The organism is Shewanella vesiculosa (assembly GCF_009994065.1).
Lineage (GTDB): Bacteria > Pseudomonadota > Gammaproteobacteria > Enterobacterales > Shewanellaceae > Shewanella > Shewanella vesiculosa.
Genome location: NZ_JAACSD010000004.1, coordinates 283533 through 305506 on the forward strand (window position 1 = coordinate 283533; position 21974 = coordinate 305506).

At 42.0% G+C, this 21974-nt stretch carries 19 protein-coding genes; 6 read left to right on the top strand and 13 right to left on the bottom strand.

Features of this window, described 5'->3' with window-relative positions; translation table 11 throughout:
• Nucleotides 1–38: 38 nt before the first annotated feature.
• The gene (locus GW828_RS03530; protein WP_182696761.1) at nt 39–1016 is read right to left on the bottom strand and encodes a PDC sensor domain-containing protein; all 978 of its coding nucleotides are present in this window, start codon (nt 1014–1016) and stop codon (nt 39–41) included.
• A 234-nt stretch (nt 1017–1250) separates the two neighbouring features.
• Between GW828_RS03530 and GW828_RS03535 the strand changes: the two genes are divergently transcribed.
• On the top strand, nt 1251–2603 hold the full coding sequence (locus GW828_RS03535) for a flavohemoglobin expression-modulating QEGLA motif protein (RefSeq protein WP_124015137.1): 1353 nt from the start codon (nt 1251–1253) through the stop codon (nt 2601–2603).
• A 128-nt stretch (nt 2604–2731) separates the two neighbouring features.
• Here GW828_RS03535 and GW828_RS03540 read toward each other — a convergent pair whose 3' ends face one another.
• The 10 genes from GW828_RS03540 to metB all read right to left on the bottom strand — a co-directional run bounded on the left by GW828_RS03540 (nt 2732) and on the right by metB (nt 14720).
• Nucleotides 2732–3130: a hypothetical protein gene (locus tag GW828_RS03540; RefSeq protein WP_259395240.1), complete on the bottom strand. Its 399-nt coding sequence runs from the start codon at nt 3128–3130 to the stop codon at nt 2732–2734.
• 95 nt (nt 3131–3225) lie between these two features.
• Complete coding sequence (locus GW828_RS03545) at nt 3226–4590, bottom strand: alanine/glycine:cation symporter family protein (protein WP_124015138.1); 1365 nt, start codon at nt 4588–4590, stop codon at nt 3226–3228.
• A 589-nt stretch (nt 4591–5179) separates the two neighbouring features.
• A complete protein-coding gene (locus GW828_RS03550) occupies nt 5180–5434 on the bottom strand; it encodes a cysteine-rich CWC family protein (protein ID WP_273057881.1) in 255 nt (84 codons plus the stop codon).
• Nucleotides 5435–5603: 169 nt separating this feature from the next.
• Nucleotides 5604–6701 (bottom strand): c-type cytochrome, encoded by a 1098-nt coding sequence (locus GW828_RS03555; RefSeq protein WP_273057880.1) that lies wholly within the window; start codon nt 6699–6701, stop codon nt 5604–5606.
• Nucleotides 6702–6711: 10 nt separating this feature from the next.
• Nucleotides 6712–7335, bottom strand: a complete 624-nt coding sequence (locus GW828_RS03560; protein WP_273057879.1) for a c-type cytochrome — start codon at nt 7333–7335, stop codon at nt 6712–6714.
• A gap of 331 nt (nt 7336–7666) precedes the next feature.
• Nucleotides 7667–8551 carry a methylenetetrahydrofolate reductase gene (gene metF / locus GW828_RS03565; RefSeq protein WP_124015142.1) on the bottom strand — a complete coding sequence of 295 codons (885 nt, stop codon included), beginning with the start codon at nt 8549–8551 and terminating at the stop codon, nt 7667–7669.
• A 540-nt stretch (nt 8552–9091) separates the two neighbouring features.
• Complete coding sequence (locus GW828_RS03570; protein WP_273057878.1) at nt 9092–9577, bottom strand: VOC family protein; 486 nt, start codon at nt 9575–9577, stop codon at nt 9092–9094.
• A 362-nt stretch (nt 9578–9939) separates the two neighbouring features.
• Complete coding sequence (locus GW828_RS03575; RefSeq protein WP_273057877.1) at nt 9940–10536, bottom strand: 3'-5' exonuclease; 597 nt, start codon at nt 10534–10536, stop codon at nt 9940–9942.
• 480 nt (nt 10537–11016) lie between these two features.
• Nucleotides 11017–13410 (bottom strand): bifunctional aspartate kinase/homoserine dehydrogenase II, encoded by a 2394-nt coding sequence (locus GW828_RS03580; protein WP_124015145.1) that lies wholly within the window; start codon nt 13408–13410, stop codon nt 11017–11019.
• Between the two features lie 140 nt (nt 13411–13550).
• Nucleotides 13551–14720, bottom strand: coding sequence for a cystathionine gamma-synthase (gene metB / locus GW828_RS03585; RefSeq protein WP_273057876.1), 1170 nt, complete (start codon nt 14718–14720; stop codon nt 13551–13553).
• Between the two features lie 207 nt (nt 14721–14927).
• On the opposite strand from metB, the gene metJ reads away from it, so the two are divergent.
• The 5 genes from metJ to GW828_RS03610 all read left to right on the top strand — a co-directional run bounded on the left by metJ (nt 14928) and on the right by GW828_RS03610 (nt 20133).
• Nucleotides 14928–15242 carry a met regulon transcriptional regulator MetJ gene (gene metJ, locus GW828_RS03590; protein WP_011638970.1) on the top strand — a complete coding sequence of 105 codons (315 nt, stop codon included), beginning with the start codon at nt 14928–14930 and terminating at the stop codon, nt 15240–15242.
• A gap of 193 nt (nt 15243–15435) precedes the next feature.
• The gene (locus GW828_RS03595) at nt 15436–16173 is read left to right on the top strand and encodes a sulfite exporter TauE/SafE family protein (protein ID WP_182696767.1); all 738 of its coding nucleotides are present in this window, start codon (nt 15436–15438) and stop codon (nt 16171–16173) included.
• Between the two features lie 309 nt (nt 16174–16482).
• A complete protein-coding gene (locus GW828_RS03600) occupies nt 16483–16812 on the top strand; it encodes a c-type cytochrome (protein ID WP_124015148.1) in 330 nt (109 codons plus the stop codon).
• Between the two features lie 151 nt (nt 16813–16963).
• Entirely contained in the window at nt 16964–18676 is a 1713-nt protein-coding gene (locus tag GW828_RS03605) for a DUF3373 domain-containing protein (RefSeq protein ID WP_182755626.1), read from the top strand.
• A 62-nt stretch (nt 18677–18738) separates the two neighbouring features.
• Nucleotides 18739–20133: a tetrathionate reductase family octaheme c-type cytochrome gene (locus GW828_RS03610; protein ID WP_182696768.1), complete on the top strand. Its 1395-nt coding sequence runs from the start codon at nt 18739–18741 to the stop codon at nt 20131–20133.
• A gap of 92 nt (nt 20134–20225) precedes the next feature.
• On the opposite strand, the gene GW828_RS03615 is transcribed toward GW828_RS03610, so the two are convergent.
• Together GW828_RS03615 and GW828_RS03620 are read right to left on the bottom strand one after the other, a co-directional pair.
• On the bottom strand, nt 20226–21206 hold the full coding sequence (locus GW828_RS03615; protein ID WP_273057875.1) for a pseudouridine synthase: 981 nt from the start codon (nt 21204–21206) through the stop codon (nt 20226–20228).
• Nucleotides 21207–21317: 111 nt separating this feature from the next.
• Nucleotides 21318–21896, bottom strand: coding sequence for an LON peptidase substrate-binding domain-containing protein (locus GW828_RS03620; RefSeq protein WP_273057874.1), 579 nt, complete (start codon nt 21894–21896; stop codon nt 21318–21320).
• Between the last annotated feature and the right edge of the window lie 78 nt (nt 21897–21974).

Consider the following 21974-nt stretch of genomic DNA (forward strand, 5'->3'; position numbering starts at 1 on the left):
ATCTTTATCTCAGTGGATGTTAGGCGCTGATCAATATGCTATACGCTTTTAATTTGTTCGCGCCGCATATGCTTACCCGCTTGGGTTTGGGTGAGCAGCAGCTCGGCTTTGGCCCCTAGATAGACATAGATTCCCAGCCCGACCAACAAGCCCACTACGGCTAACATCATTAAAATTGCTGGCTCAATATATTGCTTTTCCCCTAGCGACGCTTTAAACATAGTCAACAAGGCTTCTATTGAAATCGCAATCAAAATGGTCGAAATAAACCGCGTAATCGTTCGTCGAGTTGAACTGTGACGAAAAATATCTTTATGCATCAATACTTCCTCTTCCAAAATGGTTTTACCCAAATCAAAAATGGCTAATGCCAAGGTAAGAAAAATAATAATGCCGAAGGGTTGCAATGGATCATGGGTAGCAGAAATTTGGCTAAAAAGGGTATAAATGTCACGAACTACAGTCCACATTAGCACGCTCACTAACACAAAAAGGCCCAGTACAATTGCAGCATAAATACTTTTAAAAAAAGGCGACATTTTGCGTCTAGCACTGTCACCCATCATAAACTCAATTAAGCGCGTTAAGTTGACATCAATAACCACAATTACCACTTGCCCAGACGCAGATTTAATCATTTGTGATGCAGACAAACACAAGCCACCACCAGAATTAGACAAATAAGGTCGAGTAATATGCACAGTATCAACCGCAGTCAATTGGGTAAAGTAAGGCCGCTGACTTCGATCTGCACGGTCACCGCAATTCATTAATTTAACCTGCTGGTTAATGACGCTGATATTGGGGCAAATCTGTATGCCCTGAGCATTCAATAAATAAATCAGTTCCACGAAGGGATAGCTTATCGCCATATCTTCAAAAATTTTAGCCGATATAGGTTGCTCGAATAAATTAATATCGCCCACACCAATCAAAATAGACTCTAGTAGCTCGTGCACTAAATGCTCATATTCATGATAACGCTCAATCACACTTAAATAGCTCATCGCTGCCATAAATTTTCCTTTTAATTATTACTACTTTAGGTAAAGCAGTTTTAATGCCAAGAAAATAATTCAATATTTTTAGTAACTTAAAAAAACCACCCTTAATACATTGCTATACGCCATGATAAATTGCACTAAAATAGTGCTGACTAGATGGTTATTTTTTCATTGCAGTTTTATGATCAACATCTGCTAATATGGCCGCTAGCACTGCTAACAACTTCTCTAGATTAGGAAAAGACAATGTCTGACTCTTTATTGCGTTATCAACAAGATATTCGTCGTTTTTCTGATGAATTAATTCGCATCCAAGCGCCAATTAAAATTTTAGACTCAATAAAATGGCCAAGACAAATTGAAGATGATTTTTTAGCGCAAAAAAGTAAACAATTACCCAACGTTAGTAATGACTTTTATCAGTCAATTCCGCTATCGTTTAACGCAGATCAAACTCAAACAGACCTGCAAGGTTTAAAAACTGCCGTTGAGCGTGGTTTAGGTAAACGCGATAAATTAGGTAAAATTTTACTGGCCAATATTGATCAATATCGCATAGTAATAGACATGCTGCATAATCGTGGCAAGCCGATGTTTGGTAAACTTAGCCAAGAGCTTTACGGCAGTGCCAGCCACAAATTACATGGCGATCGCCATACATTACGCCAACTGGGCGATCGCTTAAGCCATATATTTTCTTTGCCAGCGGCGCGCCACATGAATAGCCGCCATCCTAAGATTGTAACAGCACCAGAAGCGGTAAATGTCCTCAGCGAACGCTTAGTGAAGTATTTTCATAATGATGAAATTCACGTTAAATTGAGTGATGGTATTGTGTCCGATGCCGCCGTCGGTGGCGATACGGTTAAGCTCAATACTCGCGCCATGTTCAGCGAATCTGATCTGAATATCTATGAAGTGCATGAAGGCTGGGTTCATGTGGGCACCACACTCAATGGCCGTGCTCAACCTCATGCCACTTGGCTCAGCGTTGGATCACCACGCGTTACCGCTTCGCAAGAAGGCTTAGCTGTGCTCATGGAAATGCTCACCTTAAGCTCAAATCCGGGCCGCGCTCGACGTATTAGCGATCGAGTCTCTGCGGTAGACATGGCAGAGAAAGGGGCTGATTTTATTGAAGTGTACCGCTATTTCAGAGACCTTAATTTAAGCTCAAAAGACAGCTATCGGGTAACTCAACGGGTATTTCGTGGTGGCATGGTAGGCGGCGGTAGCTTTTTTACTAAAGACATCTCTTACGTGCGCGGTTATGTAGAAAATATTAACTTTATTCGTAGTGCCATCAGCACTGGGCTACCTGAGTTAATCCCTATGCTATTTTTAGGCAAATTAGCCATTGAGGATATTCCGGTACTGTACCAAGCTTATCAAGAAGGTATTATTGCCCACCCTAAGTATTTACCTCCGATGTTTGAAGATATTAGCGGGCTTTATGCTTGGTTTGGTTTTGCCTCAGGAATAGGCAATATCGACCTAAAAGGGGTGCAACGCCATTTTGCTCGCCAATTCAAAAATGTTGTTCCAAGTTCTGCCGTCGACTTATTTGAAGACTCAGAGTTTGATAACAATTTCGAATAAACCACAGTGGTAATGTAATAGGTTAAGTGCGCGATAGTCACACTTAGCCTATTAAAAATAAACTTCTTTTAAATGATGCAGGTAACGCTCACTATATTGCACTAATAGACACTAAGTAACGAATCTATCTAAATACCTCGGTCGATGACATACGCCTCACCATTACACTCTAAATACACAGCACACGATGGGTAATTAACTTTGCCGCATTGCTTCATAACAATGGCATTTCCACCACGTTGTTTCACTTGTAATTTGAGCGATTTAGTCATTGAAGACAAGCTAGGGAGATCATCTAACTTATCAGGATCCGATGAGACTTCACAATATGAAGTGGTCACATCGCCTAGAAACTTTGCTTTGAACCGGGATATTTCTCCAGAGGTATAAGTATCAATCTCTGCTATCTTAGCATTGCCAAGCGCAATGGTACCCGCATTTGTTCGCAGCGACAGATTAGAACACCCGGACAAGAGCATCACCATCAATAACGCTGCGCTTGATACAGCAAAAGTAAGATGTTTCATAAAAATCCTTTTAAGGAAGCATGTTCATCTATTTACCAATGAACATGCTTAACCACGATTGCGAAATATTAACGTGAGTCGTTAACTAGACGAGTTTAAGCGTTAGCTTTCAAAGCTCGTTGCTTAATAAAATACTCACGAGTTAAGCCAAACACCACAGGACTTAACAACACCAACGCAATTAAGTTTGGAATCGCCATCATCGCATTTAATGTGTCAGCTAATAACCAAATAAACTCTAACGAACTGACTGCGCCTATCGGTACAACTAAGGTCCAAATTAGACGAAATGGTTTGACGGCTTTATCACCTAAAAGGTATTGGACACATTTTTCACTGTAAAAACTCCAACCTAAAATGGTGGTAAAGGCAAATATAGCCAATGCAATTGCCACAATATAATTTCCCATAGGCAATGCATTTGAAAATGCCAATGAGGTTAACGCCGCGCCGTTTTCACCTGATGTCCACGCACCAGAAACCACAATAGCCAAACCGGTAATTGAACACACAATAAGGGTGTCAATAAACGTGCCTAACATAGCGACTAAACCTTGTTTTACAGGATTATTAGTTTGTGCTGCGGCATGAGCAATCGGGGCACTACCTAAACCAGCTTCATTGGAAAATACGCCTCGCGCTACACCAAATCGAATTGCAGCCCATACCGCTGCGCCTGCAAAACCACCTTGGGCTGCGACCGGGTTAAAAGCACTTTCAATAATTAACAGAAAAGCCGCGGGTACTTGCGCTGCATTAACAATCAATACCGCTAAACCCGCAGTAATATAAAACACTGTCATTAATGGCACTAGCTTACCAGCTACTTCTGCAATACGCTTAATACCGCCCATCAGTACCGCACCAACCAGCACCATTAACACCACGCCTGTCACCCAACTAGGCACGCCAAAATTACTGCTCATCGCATCCGCAACCGAGTTAGCTTGTACGGTATTACCAATACCAAAACCAGCAATAGAGCCAAAAATAGCAAATGCAGTACCTAACCAAGCCCACTTACTGCCTAAACCGTTTTTGATGTAATACATAGGGCCACCAACATGGTTGCCATTAGCATCTGTTTCACGAAACCTCACCGCCAAAACTGCTTCCGAAAACTTAGTCGCCATACCCACGAGCGCCGTACACCACATCCAAAATAGCGCACCCGGACCACCAATAAAAATCGCCGTTGCCACACCCGCAATGTTACCGGTACCAATAGTGGCTGATAATGAGGTCATTAATGCATTAAACGGGCTAACATCACCCTTTTCGCTATCATCTGTAACCTGACGACCCGCCCATAACAATCTAAAGCCTCGATTTAGCTTTAAAATAGGCATGAATTTTAAGCCAATCGACAGAAATAGCCCGACACCTAAAATCATAATTAGCATGGGAACACCCCATACTATACCGTTAACCATATTGACAAATTGTGTGACTGCTTCCATGTAAAAACCTCATAATGAGTAATGATTTATGTCTAAAGTTATAATTATTATTAACTAACCTCACCTCGCGGATAATAGACAGGATAAAACGTTTAAACGGGAGTCATACCAAATCTACAAAATCAAACCTACACTGTGCTTTACTCACAAGGCTGTTTGAAAACCGTTTATTATCCAAAACTGAGGTTAATTATCTTCTGATTCCCCCCTCAACAGCCCAACTCCGTTGAAAAACAATCATTTTAGATTACCTCGATTTCGTTAATCATAGCAACCATGTATATGTGACTAGCGCCGACTTCAATAATACCGTCCTAAAGTCATCAGAAGATCCCCCCATTAATATAAATCGCGCATTGTTCTGCCATGACACAAATATGCATTCAGAGACGGTTATAAATAAGTACCAATATTGGTTTATAGGTCGATAAATAAAAATATTAGCTTACTTGGGAAGGACAAGAACGAGGACATCAAAGCAGCTATTGATTGGCGTTAAGTGTTTATATGCCAAGTTAAGCCGCTTCGAAGCGGTAACACAAACCATCACTCAAATAGCATTGAGATTTCGCTAATGAGCAATCTAAGGTTAGGGTGAATAAGTTTCAACAGCATCAATATCAGATTGTTGCACTAATTTAGCCATACAAGACTGACAAACACATTGATTATTGGGTAAATCAACCCCAGAAGATGTTGCGTTAAACTGCGCAATAACTGAGGGCATATCCACTGTTTGCTTAGCGCACCAACATGCATCTATGGCTAATCCTTGCTCCATGGCACAAGCATTATCTTGTTGGCACAGTGGGCACAATTGTGCAGCAAAGGTGAATAATGTCATTGCCCAACCTATGAGGTAATAATAAATAAAAGCTAAGATCAACATACTGCCATTTCTGATCGCTATGCTCAATAAGCTCTGTCTAAGTAATGTGTACACTTACAAAAAAGCCCATTAAGCGTTCACTCAATGGGCATCATTCATAGGTTCATCTTAATTCAGATAGATATCAAGGTTTAACTGTATTTTTAAGCGGAAAAACCGGATACGAATCAGTCCCTAAAATAGGCTTACCAGCAACCGATTGGCCATAATAGCCCTGGTGCTGATGGTATGTGGCTTGAGTCTTACTCACATCACCATCAAAACGAGGATCTTGTGGGCGATCAAACGAATTAACATAAGCGGCAACATCCCAAGCTTGCTGAACGGTAAGCGGGACACTTTTACCTAACGGCATATTTTCATAAATAAAATCAGCAGCCGTATTTACCCGATGCATTCCAGCGCCCCAGTTGAAGCTTTGAGGTCCCCATAATGGCGGCAAGGCAGCAACCCCAGCGATTATTTGTCCTTGACCATCTTCGCCATGACAAGTTTGGCAATGAGCTTGATAAACAATCATACCGCGCTCCGGCGCATAGGCTAATTCTGGATCTGGCGCTTTAGGAAAGCCCCGTCCAGGTAACTGACTTAGCGCTTTGGTATCTAAATTTTTGGCAATGGCCTCTGGCATCGGGAAATCATCCCGCATTGCACCTTTCACTAATTCAGCATCAGATAACTCAGGCACAGGGCCGCTAACGTTATATTGTGCCATTAATCCACTCATGCCTAACCAGTATGAATAAGCAGATATTGCCACTAACTCAGGAGAACCAGACTCGGGCGCTTTACCGTTCATTGAATAAGTAAAACAACCTTGAACACGCTCTTGAAAGCTGTTCACTTTATCATTTTTCTTACGATAGGCCGGATAGGCAAAATATGCCCCCCATAAAGGCGACGAATTAGCTTGTTGCCCTGCATTCATATGACAATTAGCACAACTGAGTTGATTACCAACGTACTTATCTCTAAGCGTTTGAGTATTCACGAACAATTGATAACCTAGGCGAACTTTGTCACCAAAAACTCCCGCAGGAATATCGGTTAATGACGCAGGTTGTAGATAGTTCTCACCCACTTTTTTAGGTACTGCAGGCAATGCCGCTTGGCGATCAGGTAGTGCTGCTGAAGCTGTAGCAGGGACTTCAGTTAACATTTCATTGGCCTGTAAAGGCAAGCTAAACAGGACACCAATGCTCAATAGCGATAATAATTTCATAGCCATGTCCTTATTTTATATTGGCAAAATACTGCGATAAACCATCGATTTCGGCAGCTGTTAATTTCCGCGCAATATTACCCATCATATTGTCAACATCACCGGTTCGAGTGCCGTCTTGCCAAGCTAATAGTTGGGTCTTGATGTAACTGGCTTGCTGGCCTGCTAAGCGAGGGAAATTGCCTCCGCCAATTGCCGATGGCCCATGACAACTGGTACACGCCGGAATAGTTCGCGACCAATCGCCTTGAAAGGCTAATCTTTCAGAGGGATCACTAATGGCAACCTTGTCACCGCGAAATTGCAGCGAAATATCAGCAACTGGCTGTTGGCTAAAATATTGTGCCACTAGGCCAATATTATCACCTTGTACCGTGGCAGCCATTGCTAGCATGGTGGGGTTTTGACGTTTACCGGCATGAAACAACTTGAGTTGATTGGTAATGTATTCAGCCGATAAACCAGCTAAACGAGGGCCAATGATATCAATTCCTTGACCTTGAGCACCATGACAAGAAGTACATAACTGAGCGGCGGGTGGAATGGCTTGTTGAGGTTCTGCAGCATTTGCTTGCACAATATTAACTATGGTTAAGCCAGCCAATACAGTGAGTACATAAAAGGATGTTTTCATCATCACACCTTTTTAGTTATTAATTGTTGTTAATATACCATAGGCTATAAATATGAAAAAAAGAATACGGCAAACGTCGAATACTCACACAAAAGGCCATAAATATTAAACAAAAAACCCGCTAATGAAATCATTAACGGGGTTAGAGACTATGACCACTGCGTCTGTTGCTATCGACTTAGCAGCCATTCTAATTTAACTTTTTTGAATAGGACGGCCTATTCAACGCTAAGCTATTTACGCTTAGTTCAAGGCAAAAGGCGCAATTTAATGGTTTAAATGAATGAGCATTTTTGCAACGATAAAATAGGCGTAGAGTCGTTATGCCTGTTTACTTTGGACGCACACCTAACGTATGGCAAATAGCATAAGTTAATTCGGCACGGTTAAGAGTATAAAAATGAAAATCTTTAACCCCTTCACGAGACAATACTTTTACCATATCAATCGCAACGTTGGCTCCAACTAACTGACGAGTTGCAGGGTCGTCATCTAAACCTTCAAATTGGCGATGTAACCAATGTGGAATCGCCACGTTAGTCATTCCAGCAAAACGTTTAGTTTGCTTAAAGTTAGTCACCGGCAAAATGCCAGGGATAATTTCAACATCTATGCCAGCGGTGACACAGCGATCGCGAAAACGTAAATAGGATTCAACATCAAAGAAAAACTGAGTAATGGCACGGTTGGCGCCCGCATCAATTTTTTTCTTCAAGTTAATTAAATCAGCCTGAGCGTTACGCGCATCTGGATGAACCTCAGGATACGCCGCAACCGAAATATCAAAATCTGCCACTGAACGTAATAAACGTACTAAATCATTAGCAAAGCGAGTTGGTTTTGGGCTGCCTTCAGGTAAATCACCACGTAAGGCGACAATGTCTCTAATACCTGAATTCCAATAATGCTTTGCCAGTTCAACTAACTCTTCATCACTAGCATCAACCAAGGTTAAATGCGGTGCCGCTAGAAGATTCGTCTCTTTCTGAATACGTTCAATCACGCTATGAGTACGATCACGTACGCCGGAATTGGCACCATAAGTCACAGAGACAAATTTAGGGTTTAACGGCTCTAAACGACGAACTGAATTCCACAGGATCTCTTCCATCTCTGGCGTTGATGGCGGGAAGAATTCAAAAGAAACATTAATATCATTCAGCTCAGACAAGCTCTGATTTAACGACTGGGCATGTTGCGCATGATGAAAAGCCATAATGTATTCCTTCAACTTCTGTAAAACTTAGGAGCCAATACCAATTAACTAACTTTTAATTTAGCCGTTTGGACGTCTATATGTCCATATACTAGTTTAACTGCATCCTAAGTCAAGCTAAAATACCATCAATTAACCAATTTAAGTCTACAGCTCAATCGCAAGCAATAACGCGAGCGCTAACGAAACCAGCCAAATCCTTTGAACCACAATAAAAATGACTACAGACCGACTATAAGTGTTCACTGTATTCCTTTTAGTGCATAACAGCTCAAATCAGTTACGCAGACATCTGCATATGTCTGCAAGCCTTTATCAAATCACGGTGTGATAAACCATCAAACTGACAATAAATGAGTTTCTTATGCGGTTAATAAAAAGCGAGTGTTACTCTAATGAAGCTGGTTAGCTTATTTAATCATTTGATATATTTTAAGTTTCTCTGCAAAAATGCTAAAAGTAACCTCAGAAATGTTTCCCATGACATAAAAAAGCTACCATCTAGGTAGCGTTAAAGTAATACGGATATCCTTAAACAAATTACTCGTAATCAGTAGAGTAAGTTTCTTCATAGCTGTGCGAGTAAAGTTCAAACAAGTTGCCAAACGGGTCTTCTAAGTAGACCATTTGTGCTAGCTTACTGTCGTCTTCTGGGTGGTAGCGCATAATGTCCATTCTTACTTTACCGCCATATTGCTCCGTACGCGCAATAGCGCCTTCAAAGTCATCTGTTTGCAAACAAAAGTGGAAGATACCAAGACGGGTAAAATCAACTTCGTGACGTTGTTGACGGTCGATCATTTCAAACATCTCCACACCAATACCATCAGTCGTGACTAAGTGTGCAATGTTAAAGCCTTTAAAGCCTTCACCAAAAACGGCCACACACATTCTGCCAATAGCGGTTTTACGTTCTTCTTGAACCTTAGTGTTACCCATCACCACTCTTAGTCCCAGCGCTTTAGTATAAAAATCAACCGCTTTATCCATGTCGCCAACCATCAAACCTACATGATTCATTTTCATAACTTACTCCTAAATACTATTGATTCGTCTTTGTTCGATGGCGTAATCTTACGGCGGACAGTGAATGAATAAAAATTATCAAAACTTATCTAATTGATAATTTAAATTTATAACACTTTGATAATCACAAAATAGAGATTCTCAAGCAATGGTTAGCTTTAGCTAAAAAGACAAATTCAACATAGCAAAAAAGCTTGAGAACAAACGAGTAGAAATCAAGCAACGGGTTTAATAGGTGAGTGATTAAGCGCAGAGGCAGTGCAGGAAACTTGATGACCCTAACTAATTGTCAACAAGCTTATTTATTTGGTCAAATAAGCTAATGTTGTCTATTAAATTAATTGGTGAGAGGCTCATATTCTTTAGGGAGATGAATGGCTCTGTCTTTCTATTTCGAGAGCAATTAATAATGCGCTATGTGCATCATTTGCGGCGTATCTTTTCTGATGATCGTGTAAGGGGAATATTGACCAATTGGATTGTTGTGCACTCTTAGATAGCCGTTGATTAAAAAACATCGCAACCGCAACTCTAGCGCCAACGCGTTGTTTAACTTGCGCAAAACGCATCACCTTTGAAGATAGTTCTTCTGTATTGATTAATTTAATGCCAAATTTTCTAAAAAGAAGTTTTTTATCTTCTTTCAATCCAAAACCTACCTTCTTTATTGTCGGGTCAGATAATATTTCAGCAATTGCAGTAAAGTTTTCATAAAATTTTGTAGGAAATAAGAATACTTTAGATTTTGTGGCTATCTGAATTAAATGAGGTCCATCACTGACCTCACCTTTTACAAAACAAGGTTTGCTCTCTGTATCAAACCCTAAACAAGAATGAGTTCTTAACTCCGCTAGTGCATTTATAGAGTCGGCTTTGTTTGTAACGACGATGATATTCTCTAAACTAATACCGTCATAAAGGGGTAAATCTCGAATTTGTTCCTTTGTTGGCCTTTGCATTGGATATCCTTTTGCCCAGAGAGTCAGTATTCATGTGTGGCGATATTGATAAGAGCATAAATCGCTAGTTGGCTTTATCCATAACGGTAATGCTAACTAACATTGAGGTCGTTGAAAACTTTCCATAACAGAATACGTGAACAGTAGGATAAAACCCTGTCGTGAAGTGTTCGCTTTCCAGGAAATGTTGATCGGGCGCTAAGGGTTTGCAAAAGGGTATAAACGCCCTACCCCTTTACTCTGTTATGAGCCAAGCACCACTAAGCTGGCCGCTGGCTATAAGTACAAAGCAATAAATAATAGTGCTGGATTCCGGCTCACAAGCATTGCCGGAATGACGAAATAGTGAAATATCAAAATGACTAAATAGTGAAGTGTCGGGCTGACGAAATAGTGAAGTGTCGGGCTGACGTTGATGGCCGCAGGCAAAAAAGCTAAACCCCGGCTCCAAAGTGTTACCGGGATGACAACTTAATTGACCTACTCTTGCAACAGGTCTTTACAGATATGCACTAAATCGGACTGCACCGCAGCAGCAGTCACCTCACGCCCGGCCCCTGGTCCGCGGATAATCAAAGGGTTACCTTGATAAAACGTACTGCGAATAACAAACACATTATCGCCTGGGGTTAAATTGGCATAAGGATGATGATTATCCACCCACTGCAAACTCACTTCAGCTTGTAACTTACCTTCCACTTTATCCAACGAAGCCACATAGCGCAGTACTTTATGTTGCTCTGTTGCGGCGACATATTGCTGCAACAAACCATCATCTAATTCACTGATGCGTGATAAAAAGTCTTCAAGTGATAACTCTGCTAAGGCTTTGGGCACTAACGAGTTAAGACTGATATCATCTAATTCTATCGCCAAACCAATCTCGCGCGCCAAGATTAACAACTTACGTTGCATATCGCGGCCCGACAAGTCATCACGCGGATCAGGTTCTGTAATACCTAAACTTCGAGCGTGGAGTACTAATTCAGAAAACGGTTTACTGCCGTCATAATTTTCGAACAGCCAACACAAGGTGCCGGAAAATATGCCACCAACGGCCTCAATTGTGTCGCCACTGTTACGTAAATCATTTAATGCATGTTGTATTGGTAAACCGGCGCCACAACTTGCGTTATAACGCCAAAACAAGCGACGATTACTGAGTTGCAGTTTTAATTCGCGATAAAAAGGTAATGGCCCAGAGCCGGCTAATTTATTCGCGCTCACCACATGAATACCGCGGGCAAATAACTCTGGATATTGTAAGGTTAACGCTGCACTGGCACTGATATCGAGTGCGACGATTTCATCGCATGACAACAGCGCCAACTGATCAAACAATTTGTCATAATCCCATTCAATGCCGTGCTGCTGATAATCTTGTTGCCATTGCTCGAGGTTAATTCCGTCATTAGAGATTAAGGCTTTTTTCGAGCCGACTAAACCCACTAACTCAACAGTAGCCTCAAGTTCGTGATCCAATGCAGGGCTTGCGCGTTTAAATAAATCAATCCACGCCTCACCTATATTGCCCACGCCCAACAATAACACTCCGATGCGCATTCTTGGCCCAGCGCAACGACGATGCACTTTCTGAGTCAATAAGCTCACTTGAGCTTGCGGCACTAAGGTGACTAAGCTCAATGAATCTTGATAAACAGGTTTAGCATCGCGGCTAAGTAATCGGGCAAAACTGCGTCTAAAGTGATGCGCATCAGCACTGACAAGGGCCACTAAACCTAAATCAGTTTGGGCACTTAACTCGTCAATACCAAACTCACTGCTGTATTGCGTCAATAAGGCCTGTACTTGTTTCTGGCACTCTAGGGTAAGTGCAAGTTCAATCTTATTCTGTGCTAGCGACCAATAAGCTAAAGGCGTAATGCCAACGTTATCTAAAATAGTCAGTAACGGCTCAATGTCAGCGTTCATTTTAAAACTAAACAACACCACTTCATTTAAGTTAGTCACAACGGGTGCACTGGCTGATGAACTCAGTGGAGCAATCAAGGTAAAGTCAGTGTGTGAAGCATAACTGGACCGCACGGCTAAACTTACGTGAGTATTAAACAATGGCTGTAGGGTACGCGAGTGCAATACAGGCGAGCCCAGACGAGCTAAGCGATCCGCTTCTGCTAGTGACATACTCTTGAGTAATTTAGCGTCATTAATTTTATTCGGGTCGGCGTTAAATACCCCTTCAACATCAGTCCAAATCGTCACACGCTCAATGTCGGCTAAACTGGCAATTAAGGTAGCACTAAAATCTGAACCATTACGGCCCAGCAATAACGTATCACCATGACGATTAGCACAAATAAAACCTGTAATAACTAAACGCTCTTGCGGATGCAAAGCGAGTAAGGCTTGTACTTTTTCACGCGATTGCGCCACTAAAATATTGGGAATAGCACCTTCGTCTGCAACCAAAATAGAACACGCATCCACATGAGTGGCTGTTACACCCATTTCTCTCAGCAATGCGGCCATAAGGCGTGCAGACCAACGCTCACCAAAACTGACCACTTGGTTTAATTGGTAGTCATTACGCTGCTCTAAAGACAATAAACTAACTAATTGCGATTTGTCAGTCGACAGGCGCTCACGTAGGTCACGAGCCAGCTCATTTGATAATAACTGTTCAATTAATGTCTGCTGATAACTGATCAGCACTTGAAGCTCTTCTTGCCATAACTGACCGCTGTCACGCAGAGTGAGTAATTTGTATAAAAAGTTAGTCGTTTTGCCGGCGGCCGATACCACAACTAAATCATCACTTTGACCATGTGTAAGCAAAATATGGGCAACACGGCGATAGCAATCTGCATCCGCTAAACTTGAACCACCAAACTTATGTAAATGACTTCGCGTCATTACTAACTCCTTAAACAACTAAGACTTTTATTGCGACGGCTATACTTCTAATTTGAAATAAATAGTGTGGCAAGTGCATATTTTCTATTTTACTTTATTTGGCCGTAACCACAGCAAACTTAAACTCGAATTAAGCCAACTCAAGCTGATTTTATCGCTGTAACAGCGGCGAGACCGGCTTGAATATCCACGAGCAGGTCATCTGCATCTTCAATACCGACAGATAATCTCAGTAAAGTGTCTTTAATACCAGCCTGTTGCCTTGCCTGTGGGTCCATTGCACGGTGAGTCATGGTGGCAGGAACAGCAACTAAACTTTCCACTCCGCCTAAACTTTCAGCAATACTAAACAAAGATAATGCCTGTAAAAAGGCCACCACTTCAGCTTCGCCACCGGTTAATTCAAAACTTAACATAGCGCCAAAACCTTGTTGTTGTTTTGCGGCAATTTCGTGACCCGGATGGTCTTTTAGCCCTGGGTAATACACCTTGGCAACCACATCACTGGCATTGAGTAATTCTACAATTTTTTGCGCATTACGTTGATGCTCACGAATGCGGACTGCCAGCGTTCTTAAGCCACGTAAGGTTAAATAGCTATCAAAAGCAGAACCGGTTAATCCAAGGGTGTTTGACCACCAATGTAATAATTCACCCACTTCAGCATCTTTAGCCACCACAGCGCCACCGACCACATCACTGTGACCATTAATGTATTTGGTGGTTGAGTGAATAACGATATCGGCCCCCAACAACAAAGGTTGTTGTAATATTGGCGACAAAAAAGTGTTATCAACCGCCACTAACGCGCCAACCTCATGGCAAGCGATACTGATCGCATTAATATCGACTACCCGCAGTAATGGATTTGATGGCGTTTCTAACCAGACCATTTTGGGATTTTGCGCTATCGCGTTGCCCAGCGCTTGCGCATCAGTTTGATCAACAACCAATAACTTAAATTGACCTTTTTTGGCCAGGTTAGTAAATAAACGGTAACTGCCACCATAACAATCGTGCGGCACAACCAATAAATCATCTGGGCCCAACAAACTGGTCACTAAGGTAATGGCCGCCATGCCGGTACATGTCACCACACCAGTTACACCTTGCTCAAGTTTTGCAATCGCCTCACCTAATATACAACGCGTCGGATTACCTGAACGGCTGTAGTCAAACTCGCGAGGATTAGTGTGGCCATCAAATGAATAATTGGTCGATAAATAAATCGGCGGCACGATAGCACCATGTTGTGTGTCTGTTTCTATACCCTGGCGAACGGCCAAAGTGGCACTTTGATACTGAGTCATAATTGATTCCTAAAAAGTCACAAACACACAATAGATGTCTAGACGTCCAAATTTACCGAAGAGTTCTCCCCGAGTCAACCAAAATAGACGTTTAGACGTCTAAACATCGAGAAATCTATTTGCATCGGGATTAAATAGTAGCAATAATTTGACTAGAGATTGTAACGGTTTAAAATCTGCAGCGTATTTATCGTTAAGGGTAAGTTAATGACTGAATGGAATGGCGAATATATCAGCCCATATGCCGAACACGGCAAAAAAAATGAACAAGTAAAAAAAATTACGGTTTCTATCCCTTTAAAAGTATTAAAAGTACTGACAGATGAGCGGACGCGTCGCCAGATAAATAATCTGCGCCATGCAACTAACAGTGAACTGCTATGCGAAGCATTTTTGCACGCGTACACAGGTCAACCATTACCTTATGACGGTGATTTATCAAAAGATCAGCCTGATAGCATTCCAAGTGAAGCGAAAAAGTTAATGGATGATATGGGTATCGAATGGGAAGAGCTCGAATAACCTACAGGTTAATGAATCCCTCACCTACTTTAAAACTGCCCATTGATACCAATCCTTATTGAAGTTTGCTCTTTTAGCGAAAATGATTAGCGTGGTATTCGAGGCAGTCTTTAAAGGCATAGTTGCTGTACGCCTAAAATAGATCCAATTTCAATGTGGATTGCTATAAGCAGTAATATTTTAAAGAGAAATTATGATGTCATTTATCGATCCAACCACTTTGATACTGGCATCAATTATTGTATTTTTTGGCGCGCTAACCCAAAGCTTAATTGGCTTTGGGTTAGCCGTTGTAGCAAGCCCACTGCTGTATATTGTTAATCCTCAATTAGTTCCCGTTCCTATTATTGCCATGGGTTTTGCAATCTCTGCAATGACCTTGTTTAGAGAGCGCGGCCACCTACAGTTTAATGGATTACAATATGCCTTACTTGGACGTGTTCCAGGAGGATTTTTAGGTGCTGGGTTATTACTGTTTGCACCACAAGCCATACTAGGCTTGGTGATTGCAGCAATCGTGTTTATTGCCGTTATCCTAAGCGTCTTTCGCTTTACCGCACCAATCAATCGCATCAGTTTATTTATCGCTGGGGTATTTTCGGGCATATTTGGCAATATCGCTGCGATCGGCGGCCCACCAATGGCCATTTTACTTGCCGGTCAAGATGCCAGTCAATTTAGAGCGGCGCTATCAGCCTTTTTTGTCTTTAGCTCATTAATCGCATTGGCTATTTTAGCCGTTGTCGGCTTAGTTGAAGTAAAACATTTATGGCTATCACTGCTATTACTCCCCTCAGTCATTGCTGGCTACCTTGTCTCTGGTCGATTAATTGGCCGTGTCGATAAAGAGAAAACCCGGGCTGCGACATTAATATTGTGTAGCATTAGCGCAACAATATTAGTAATAAAGTCGACAATCGCATTAATTTAACGCCACTCACTGATTCTCTTTATCAAATGACCTTCCAATAAACAGGGCTGCGCATTATTTTATGTGGCTGAATCCCTGTCACCAAACGTTAATTTATCCTCTAGCAAACTATTACCCTCTAGACAATAGATCTGCATCACACCAACTACATTAGATTTTTATCAATTAACTTTTTTTCAATTAGTTTTTTCTCATGGATATGATCTACTTCAAATTAACACTACCCCCTTTTAGGTAACATTATTTACAGCAAAACAATAAATATATGTTGCTAAGGCACCAGCCATAAAAAGCTTTGTAGAGGATAAAATGATGAACATTTACGTTAAAGTTGGTATTGCAATCGCGATTGCATTTTCTCTTGGTAGCCAAGTAATGGCTGCAGAAGGTGGTAACCCTAAAAAAGGTAAACATCTTTATAAAAAAGAATGTAAAGCTTGCCACAGTGCCAATAGTGAAGGCAAAGAGCTCACCCCTATGACCAAAACCATGAGCCAGTGGGATCGCTTTTTCACCCGTGATATGCATAAAGCCAAACCTGCTGTTTTCGAGGCGCTATCAGAAAAAGACTTGAAAGATATTCAACAGTTTTTATATGACCACGCAGCCGATTCAGACCAACCAGCAACCTGTGGCTAAGTCATTACAGCTTAGGGCCTTGTCGTCTTAAGCGTCACATCAGCCAATAACCAAACTGACAAAATAGTGAGGCTTAGCCTCAGGGATTTTTACACCAAAAATTTGCCACATCAGCTTATACATTTGGCAAGTTTAGGGGGAGAGAAAGATGATGAGAACTCTGATATCAATACTTGTAGCTAATGCGCTTTTCATGAGCGGCGCTAGCTTAGCGGCAGACACCGATGCACAAAAAATTGCCGATCTTAAACAACAACTGGCCACCATTACCGAAGATCTTGACGACTTAAACTCACGGGTTGATAAAACCGAGCGCCATACGGCACTGGACAGAGTGTCCATCACTGGTGACTTTAGAACCAAAGCACACTCATTACATTATCAAAATGTCACATGGAACCCTGCCATGAACGTTAACTTTTCTGATTTTGGCGCGAAAGCCATGTCAGGAGCATTTGGCGATCCAAATAGTGCCACCTCACCATTGGGCCAAATGATGATGGCTAATCCTGATTTAGCCAGCGCATTTCAAAGCGGTATGCTGCAAGGCATTATGCCAATGGTGTTAGGCCAGAAAACCCAACAAGATATTAATAACGACATATTTTACACAACCCGGTTACGCCTAAACATTGACGCCAAAGTATGGGACAACGTCAGCTTTGCTGGACGCTTAACCATGTTTAAGAGTTGGGGAGACTCAGCTGGGGTTAAAGTATTCGACTCGTGGAACTCATTCACCATGGATGGCACCAGTAGCGGAAGCACCAGTGGTGATGAGTTAAAAGTAGAGCGCGCCTATTTTAACTGGAAAGATATTAACGATAGTGGCGTTTACCTCTCTATTGGGCGTCGTCCTTCTACCTATGGCCCACCAAGTCATTATCGTGAAAATGAACTCAGAGGCGGCACACCATCAGGCCACTTAGTCAATTTCAACTTCGATGGTCTTACCTTAGGTTACAACTTAGGTGATATCACAGGTATTGAAGGGCAAACTGTACGTTTTTGCTACGGTCAAGGCTTTGAGTCACAGTACGGTAATGGCGAATTGTTTGGTGACATCATCACTAAAGACACCCACCTCGGCGGGTTTAATATCGACGTGATTAATGACGGTAACCATTTCTTACAGTTCACCTTATTCGGCGCTAAAGATGTCAATGATGGCTTTACAGGCACCATGGCATTCCCAACTCAACTGGCAGGCATCTTTGCCCCAACCATGTATCAAGACATGCAAAAATTTGACAACTTTAACTTCGTCACCCGCGTGCAACCAAGCGGTGTGATTGGTGATATGTACTTAGGTGGACTTGGTTATGCCTATGAATCCGATGACGATATGAAAGTGTTTGCTTCACTCGGCTGGACTCGTGCAGAACCTAACGGCAATGCCGGTTTATTCGGCGGCATGTTAAGCGATGCGGTATTTGAAGCCGAACTTAATAGCACAGGTACTGAAATCATTATGGTGCCAAAAGAAACCGTTGATAGCGACACCAAAGACGGTTATGGCATTTATGTGGGTATGCAAATCCCTGCCCCCTTCGGTAAATTCGGCTTGGAATATAACTATGGTTCTAAATACTGGAGTCCCTTCACCCAAGCACAAGACGACCCAATCGGCAGTAAGTTAGCCACCCGCGGTCATGTTGCCGAAGCCTATTATATCTTTGATATTAATCCAAAAATGTTTATCAAGTTAGCCGGTTTGTATTACGACTATGAATATACCGGAAGTGGCTCACCAGTGGGTGCTCCTCAGAAAATTGACGATGTGATTGCCGGTAGTGCCTACTCAATGTTGCCTGTGGTTGACACTGCTTATGACGTCAATGCCTCACTGACCGTTAACTTCTAACACTCACTTAACCTTCTAACTTGGCCCCCCTGATCACAAGCTCAGGGGTAAGGACAAACACCATGAAACTATTATCAGCACTGGCTGTATTATTGTTATTAAGCAGTAGTGCGCAGGCTGCCTTTAACCACAAAGAGGCGTTACAAGGGCCTTTTACCAGCGGCACCGAGGTGACAACACAATGCTTAACTTGCCATCAAGAACATGCCGAAGAATTTATGAAATCTTCGCACTGGACTTGGGAGTTAGAACAAAAACTGCCAGGTCGCACAGTTAAAAGAGGCAAGAAAAATAGCATCAACAACTTTTGTGTGTCGATCTCTGGCAATGAACCACGTTGTACCAGTTGCCATGCGGGTTATGGTTGGAAAGATTCTACATTTGATTTTAAAGACATGACCAAAGTCGATTGCTTGGTATGTCATGACACAACAGGGACGTACATTAAAGATCCAGCTGGTGCAGGTGAACCGTTAGCCAAAGTCAATTTAACGAACGTAGCACAGAATGTGGGAGCGCCCGTACGTGATAATTGCGGCAGTTGCCACTTCTACGGCGGCGGTGGTGATGCCGTTAAACATGGTGATTTAGACTCATCAATGGCTTACCCAGACAAGGCAACCGATGTCCACATGGACACCGACGGTAATGACTTCCAGTGCCAAACTTGTCACGTCACTGAAAATCATCAAATCAGCGGTAACGCTATGGGCGTATCACCTGGTGGTGAAAACAAAATTGGCTGTGAAAACTGCCATGATGCCGCGCCTCACAAAAATAAAAAGCTTAATACACATACTGCAACAGTAGCGTGTCAGACCTGTCATATACCGTCATTTGCTAAAAATGAACCCACTAAAATGCGTTGGGACTGGTCAAAGGCAGGACAAGATCTTCCTGAAACTACAGACCAATATGGCAAGCACACCTTTATGAAAAAGAAAGGCAGCTTTATTTGGCAAAAAGACGTTCCACCACAATACGCTTGGTTTAACGGTCACGCAGATGCCTACATGGCGGGCGACAAAATTGATCCAACTACAGTGGTAAAATTAGCTTTTCCATTAGGTGATATAAAAGACCCTAAAGCTAAAATCTATCCATTTAAAGTGCATACAGGTAAGCAAATATACGACACCGAACTCAACATATTACTGACCCCTAAAACATACGGTAAAGGTGGTTACTGGACTGACTTTGATTGGGACTTAGCGGCCAAACTGGGTATGGAAGCGAACCCAACCATGGTAGAAAAAGGACTTAAGTACAGCGGTAAACATGGTTTTGTTGAAACCGAAATGTGGTGGCGTATCAACCATATGGTGTCACCAAAAGATAAAGCATTACAGTGTAATGACTGCCATAACAAAGGCCAACGTTTAAACTGGCAAGCCCTTGGTTATGATGGCGACCCAATGAAAAACAGCAAAGGGATTAAGCACGCTAAAGCAGAATAAAGTCGCATAAATCTCTAGTGTAAAAGACGAGTATCAAACCTAAAACCGCCATCAACATATTGATGGCGGTTTTTTTAGTCGTTAAAAATGGACTAAAAAGCTAAACCTTGGCACTGGAAATCTTGTTCAATACCACTGACAGGATCAATAAAACGCAAGCGTTTAGCCAATAACTGTAATGGTTTATCAAAATTATCCGGCCCTTTAGGTTGTAACACCGGATAAAAGCGATCATTGATGATAGGCATGCCCAGACTCAGCATATGTACTCGTAATTGATGAGTTTTGCCAGTAATCGGGCTTAACTCAAATAATCCTAAATCACCTTTTACTGCCACTAAGCTTATTTCAGAATGGCTATTGGCCTCACCTTCAATCACCTGCATAGTAAAGCTTGGGTTAGCTGGGGCGATACGATTTTTCACCGTCCAGTGGATAGGTAATGCACAGCTATTATCAGCTAATTGAGTCAATAATTGCGGGGTTATCTTTGCAATGGCCTGATAGTTTTTAGTGATGTTGCCATCTAAAAACAATTGATGATAAGCATGCCGAGTTTGTGGATTGAGTGTCATTAACATCACCCCTGCGGTGTCCTTATCGAGCCGATGAGCGGGTGCAACAGTGTCAATTTGTGTCGAAATACGTAATCGATGTACTAGGCATTCGTTAACGTAATTACCACCTGGCGTTACAGGTAAAAAATGCGGCTTGTAGACGATAATGGTATGACTGTCTTGATACAGTACTTGCTCTGCAAACGGCACTTGCGTTTCGGCTAACACTTCACGGTAATAATATACCCGCGCAGTAGCTTGATAAGCACTGTCAGCGGTAATTAATTCACCATTTAGCCAATGCACTTTGCCATCGTTAATCCGCTGTTGCCATACGCTGATATCGATTTGCTGAAAATGATCAACCAAAAACTCCAACACAGTTTGGTATTGCTTGCCCGCTAACTCAGTCGCGCGTGGTAACACAATATACGAAGGTTGAGCGGCAATGGCGGCGGTTGCTGTTTTGGAGGCTGATTGAGTGTGACTCTTGCTATAGTTTGCTGAATTAGGCATAAATAACTTGGCTATATGAAGATAACAAATGGCAAAATGATAACGCTATCTTATCAGGCTAGGCCCAGATTGTATCTTGATTATCACTATCTCAATAAGCCACGTCATGCGTCATACATCCACATGCGATTTGAGCAACTGCAGGACAAAATCCATGGTTTTATGGCAGTTAGGTTGCTCGACAAGAATCAACTTATCGCGATTATACATAGGTAAGACTTCTAACCAACGCTGACTAACCCAAGTAGCATCTTCTAAATGAGTTTGTGAATACAATTCCAGTAAATCTGGATTCACTTGATAAAATTGGTCCAGTGCGGCACTGATAATTTCAAACTCGCCCGCAATGGGTTCATGATCCCAATTAGCGCAAGGAAGCGCGCGGGCTATCCAGCAACCGTCGCGTTTTTTTACTGCAGATAATATTTTAAGCCGCTGTAAACCTTCAATAATAATGCTTAAAGAGCCATCATCTAACTGGTTGAAATCAATGATATTACATTGGGTAACGGCAATGTAACAAGGCGGCTCACTATTGAGTTTCAATGGCGCGAATGCTAAGCCATAGTGGCCTTTGAGTACATCGGCAACCATGCGTAAATCGCTCGGTGTCACCACTCGAATTTCAAGTCGACCACCTGGCAATAACACTCCATCTTGGATAAGTAATGCCACTTCTTTTGTTTGCATAACAGCCTCCTACACCATAGGTGAAGTTACTGAACTAAAGTCAAATCAATAAGACAAGTGTAGCAGTGGTTAATATTT

Bases quoted from the DNA above. Each gene is read 5' to 3' on its own strand.
- GW828_RS03560 (WP_273057879.1), bottom strand. From the start codon at position 7,335: ATGAAAACATCCTTTTATGTACTCACTGTATTGGCTGGCTTAACCATA.
- GW828_RS03530 (WP_182696761.1), bottom strand. From the start codon at position 1,016: ATGGCAGCGATGAGCTATTTAAGTGTGATTGAGCGTTATCATGAATAT.
- GW828_RS03605 (WP_182755626.1), top strand. From the start codon at position 16,964: ATGAGAACTCTGATATCAATACTTGTAGCTAATGCGCTTTTCATGAGC.
- metF (WP_124015142.1), bottom strand. From the start codon at position 8,551: ATGGCTTTTCATCATGCGCAACATGCCCAGTCGTTAAATCAGAGCTTG.
- GW828_RS03615 (WP_273057875.1), bottom strand. From the start codon at position 21,206: ATGCCTAATTCAGCAAACTATAGCAAGAGTCACACTCAATCAGCCTCC.
- metJ (WP_011638970.1), top strand. From the start codon at position 14,928: ATGACTGAATGGAATGGCGAATATATCAGCCCATATGCCGAACACGGC.
- GW828_RS03620 (WP_273057874.1), bottom strand. From the start codon at position 21,896: ATGCAAACAAAAGAAGTGGCATTACTTATCCAAGATGGAGTGTTATTG.
- GW828_RS03600 (WP_124015148.1), top strand. From the start codon at position 16,483: ATGATGAACATTTACGTTAAAGTTGGTATTGCAATCGCGATTGCATTT.
- GW828_RS03550 (WP_273057881.1), bottom strand. From the start codon at position 5,434: ATGACATTATTCACCTTTGCTGCACAATTGTGCCCACTGTGCCAACAA.
- GW828_RS03555 (WP_273057880.1), bottom strand. From the start codon at position 6,701: ATGAAATTATTATCGCTATTGAGCATTGGTGTCCTGTTTAGCTTGCCT.
- GW828_RS03545 (WP_124015138.1), bottom strand. From the start codon at position 4,590: ATGGAAGCAGTCACACAATTTGTCAATATGGTTAACGGTATAGTATGG.
- GW828_RS03540 (WP_259395240.1), bottom strand. From the start codon at position 3,130: ATGAAACATCTTACTTTTGCTGTATCAAGCGCAGCGTTATTGATGGTG.
- GW828_RS03595 (WP_182696767.1), top strand. From the start codon at position 15,436: ATGATGTCATTTATCGATCCAACCACTTTGATACTGGCATCAATTATT.
- GW828_RS03570 (WP_273057878.1), bottom strand. From the start codon at position 9,577: ATGAAAATGAATCATGTAGGTTTGATGGTTGGCGACATGGATAAAGCG.
- GW828_RS03580 (WP_124015145.1), bottom strand. From the start codon at position 13,410: ATGACGCGAAGTCATTTACATAAGTTTGGTGGTTCAAGTTTAGCGGAT.
- GW828_RS03610 (WP_182696768.1), top strand. From the start codon at position 18,739: ATGAAACTATTATCAGCACTGGCTGTATTATTGTTATTAAGCAGTAGT.
- metB (WP_273057876.1), bottom strand. From the start codon at position 14,720: ATGACTCAGTATCAAAGTGCCACTTTGGCCGTTCGCCAGGGTATAGAA.
- GW828_RS03575 (WP_273057877.1), bottom strand. From the start codon at position 10,536: ATGCAAAGGCCAACAAAGGAACAAATTCGAGATTTACCCCTTTATGAC.
- GW828_RS03535 (WP_124015137.1), top strand. From the start codon at position 1,251: ATGTCTGACTCTTTATTGCGTTATCAACAAGATATTCGTCGTTTTTCT.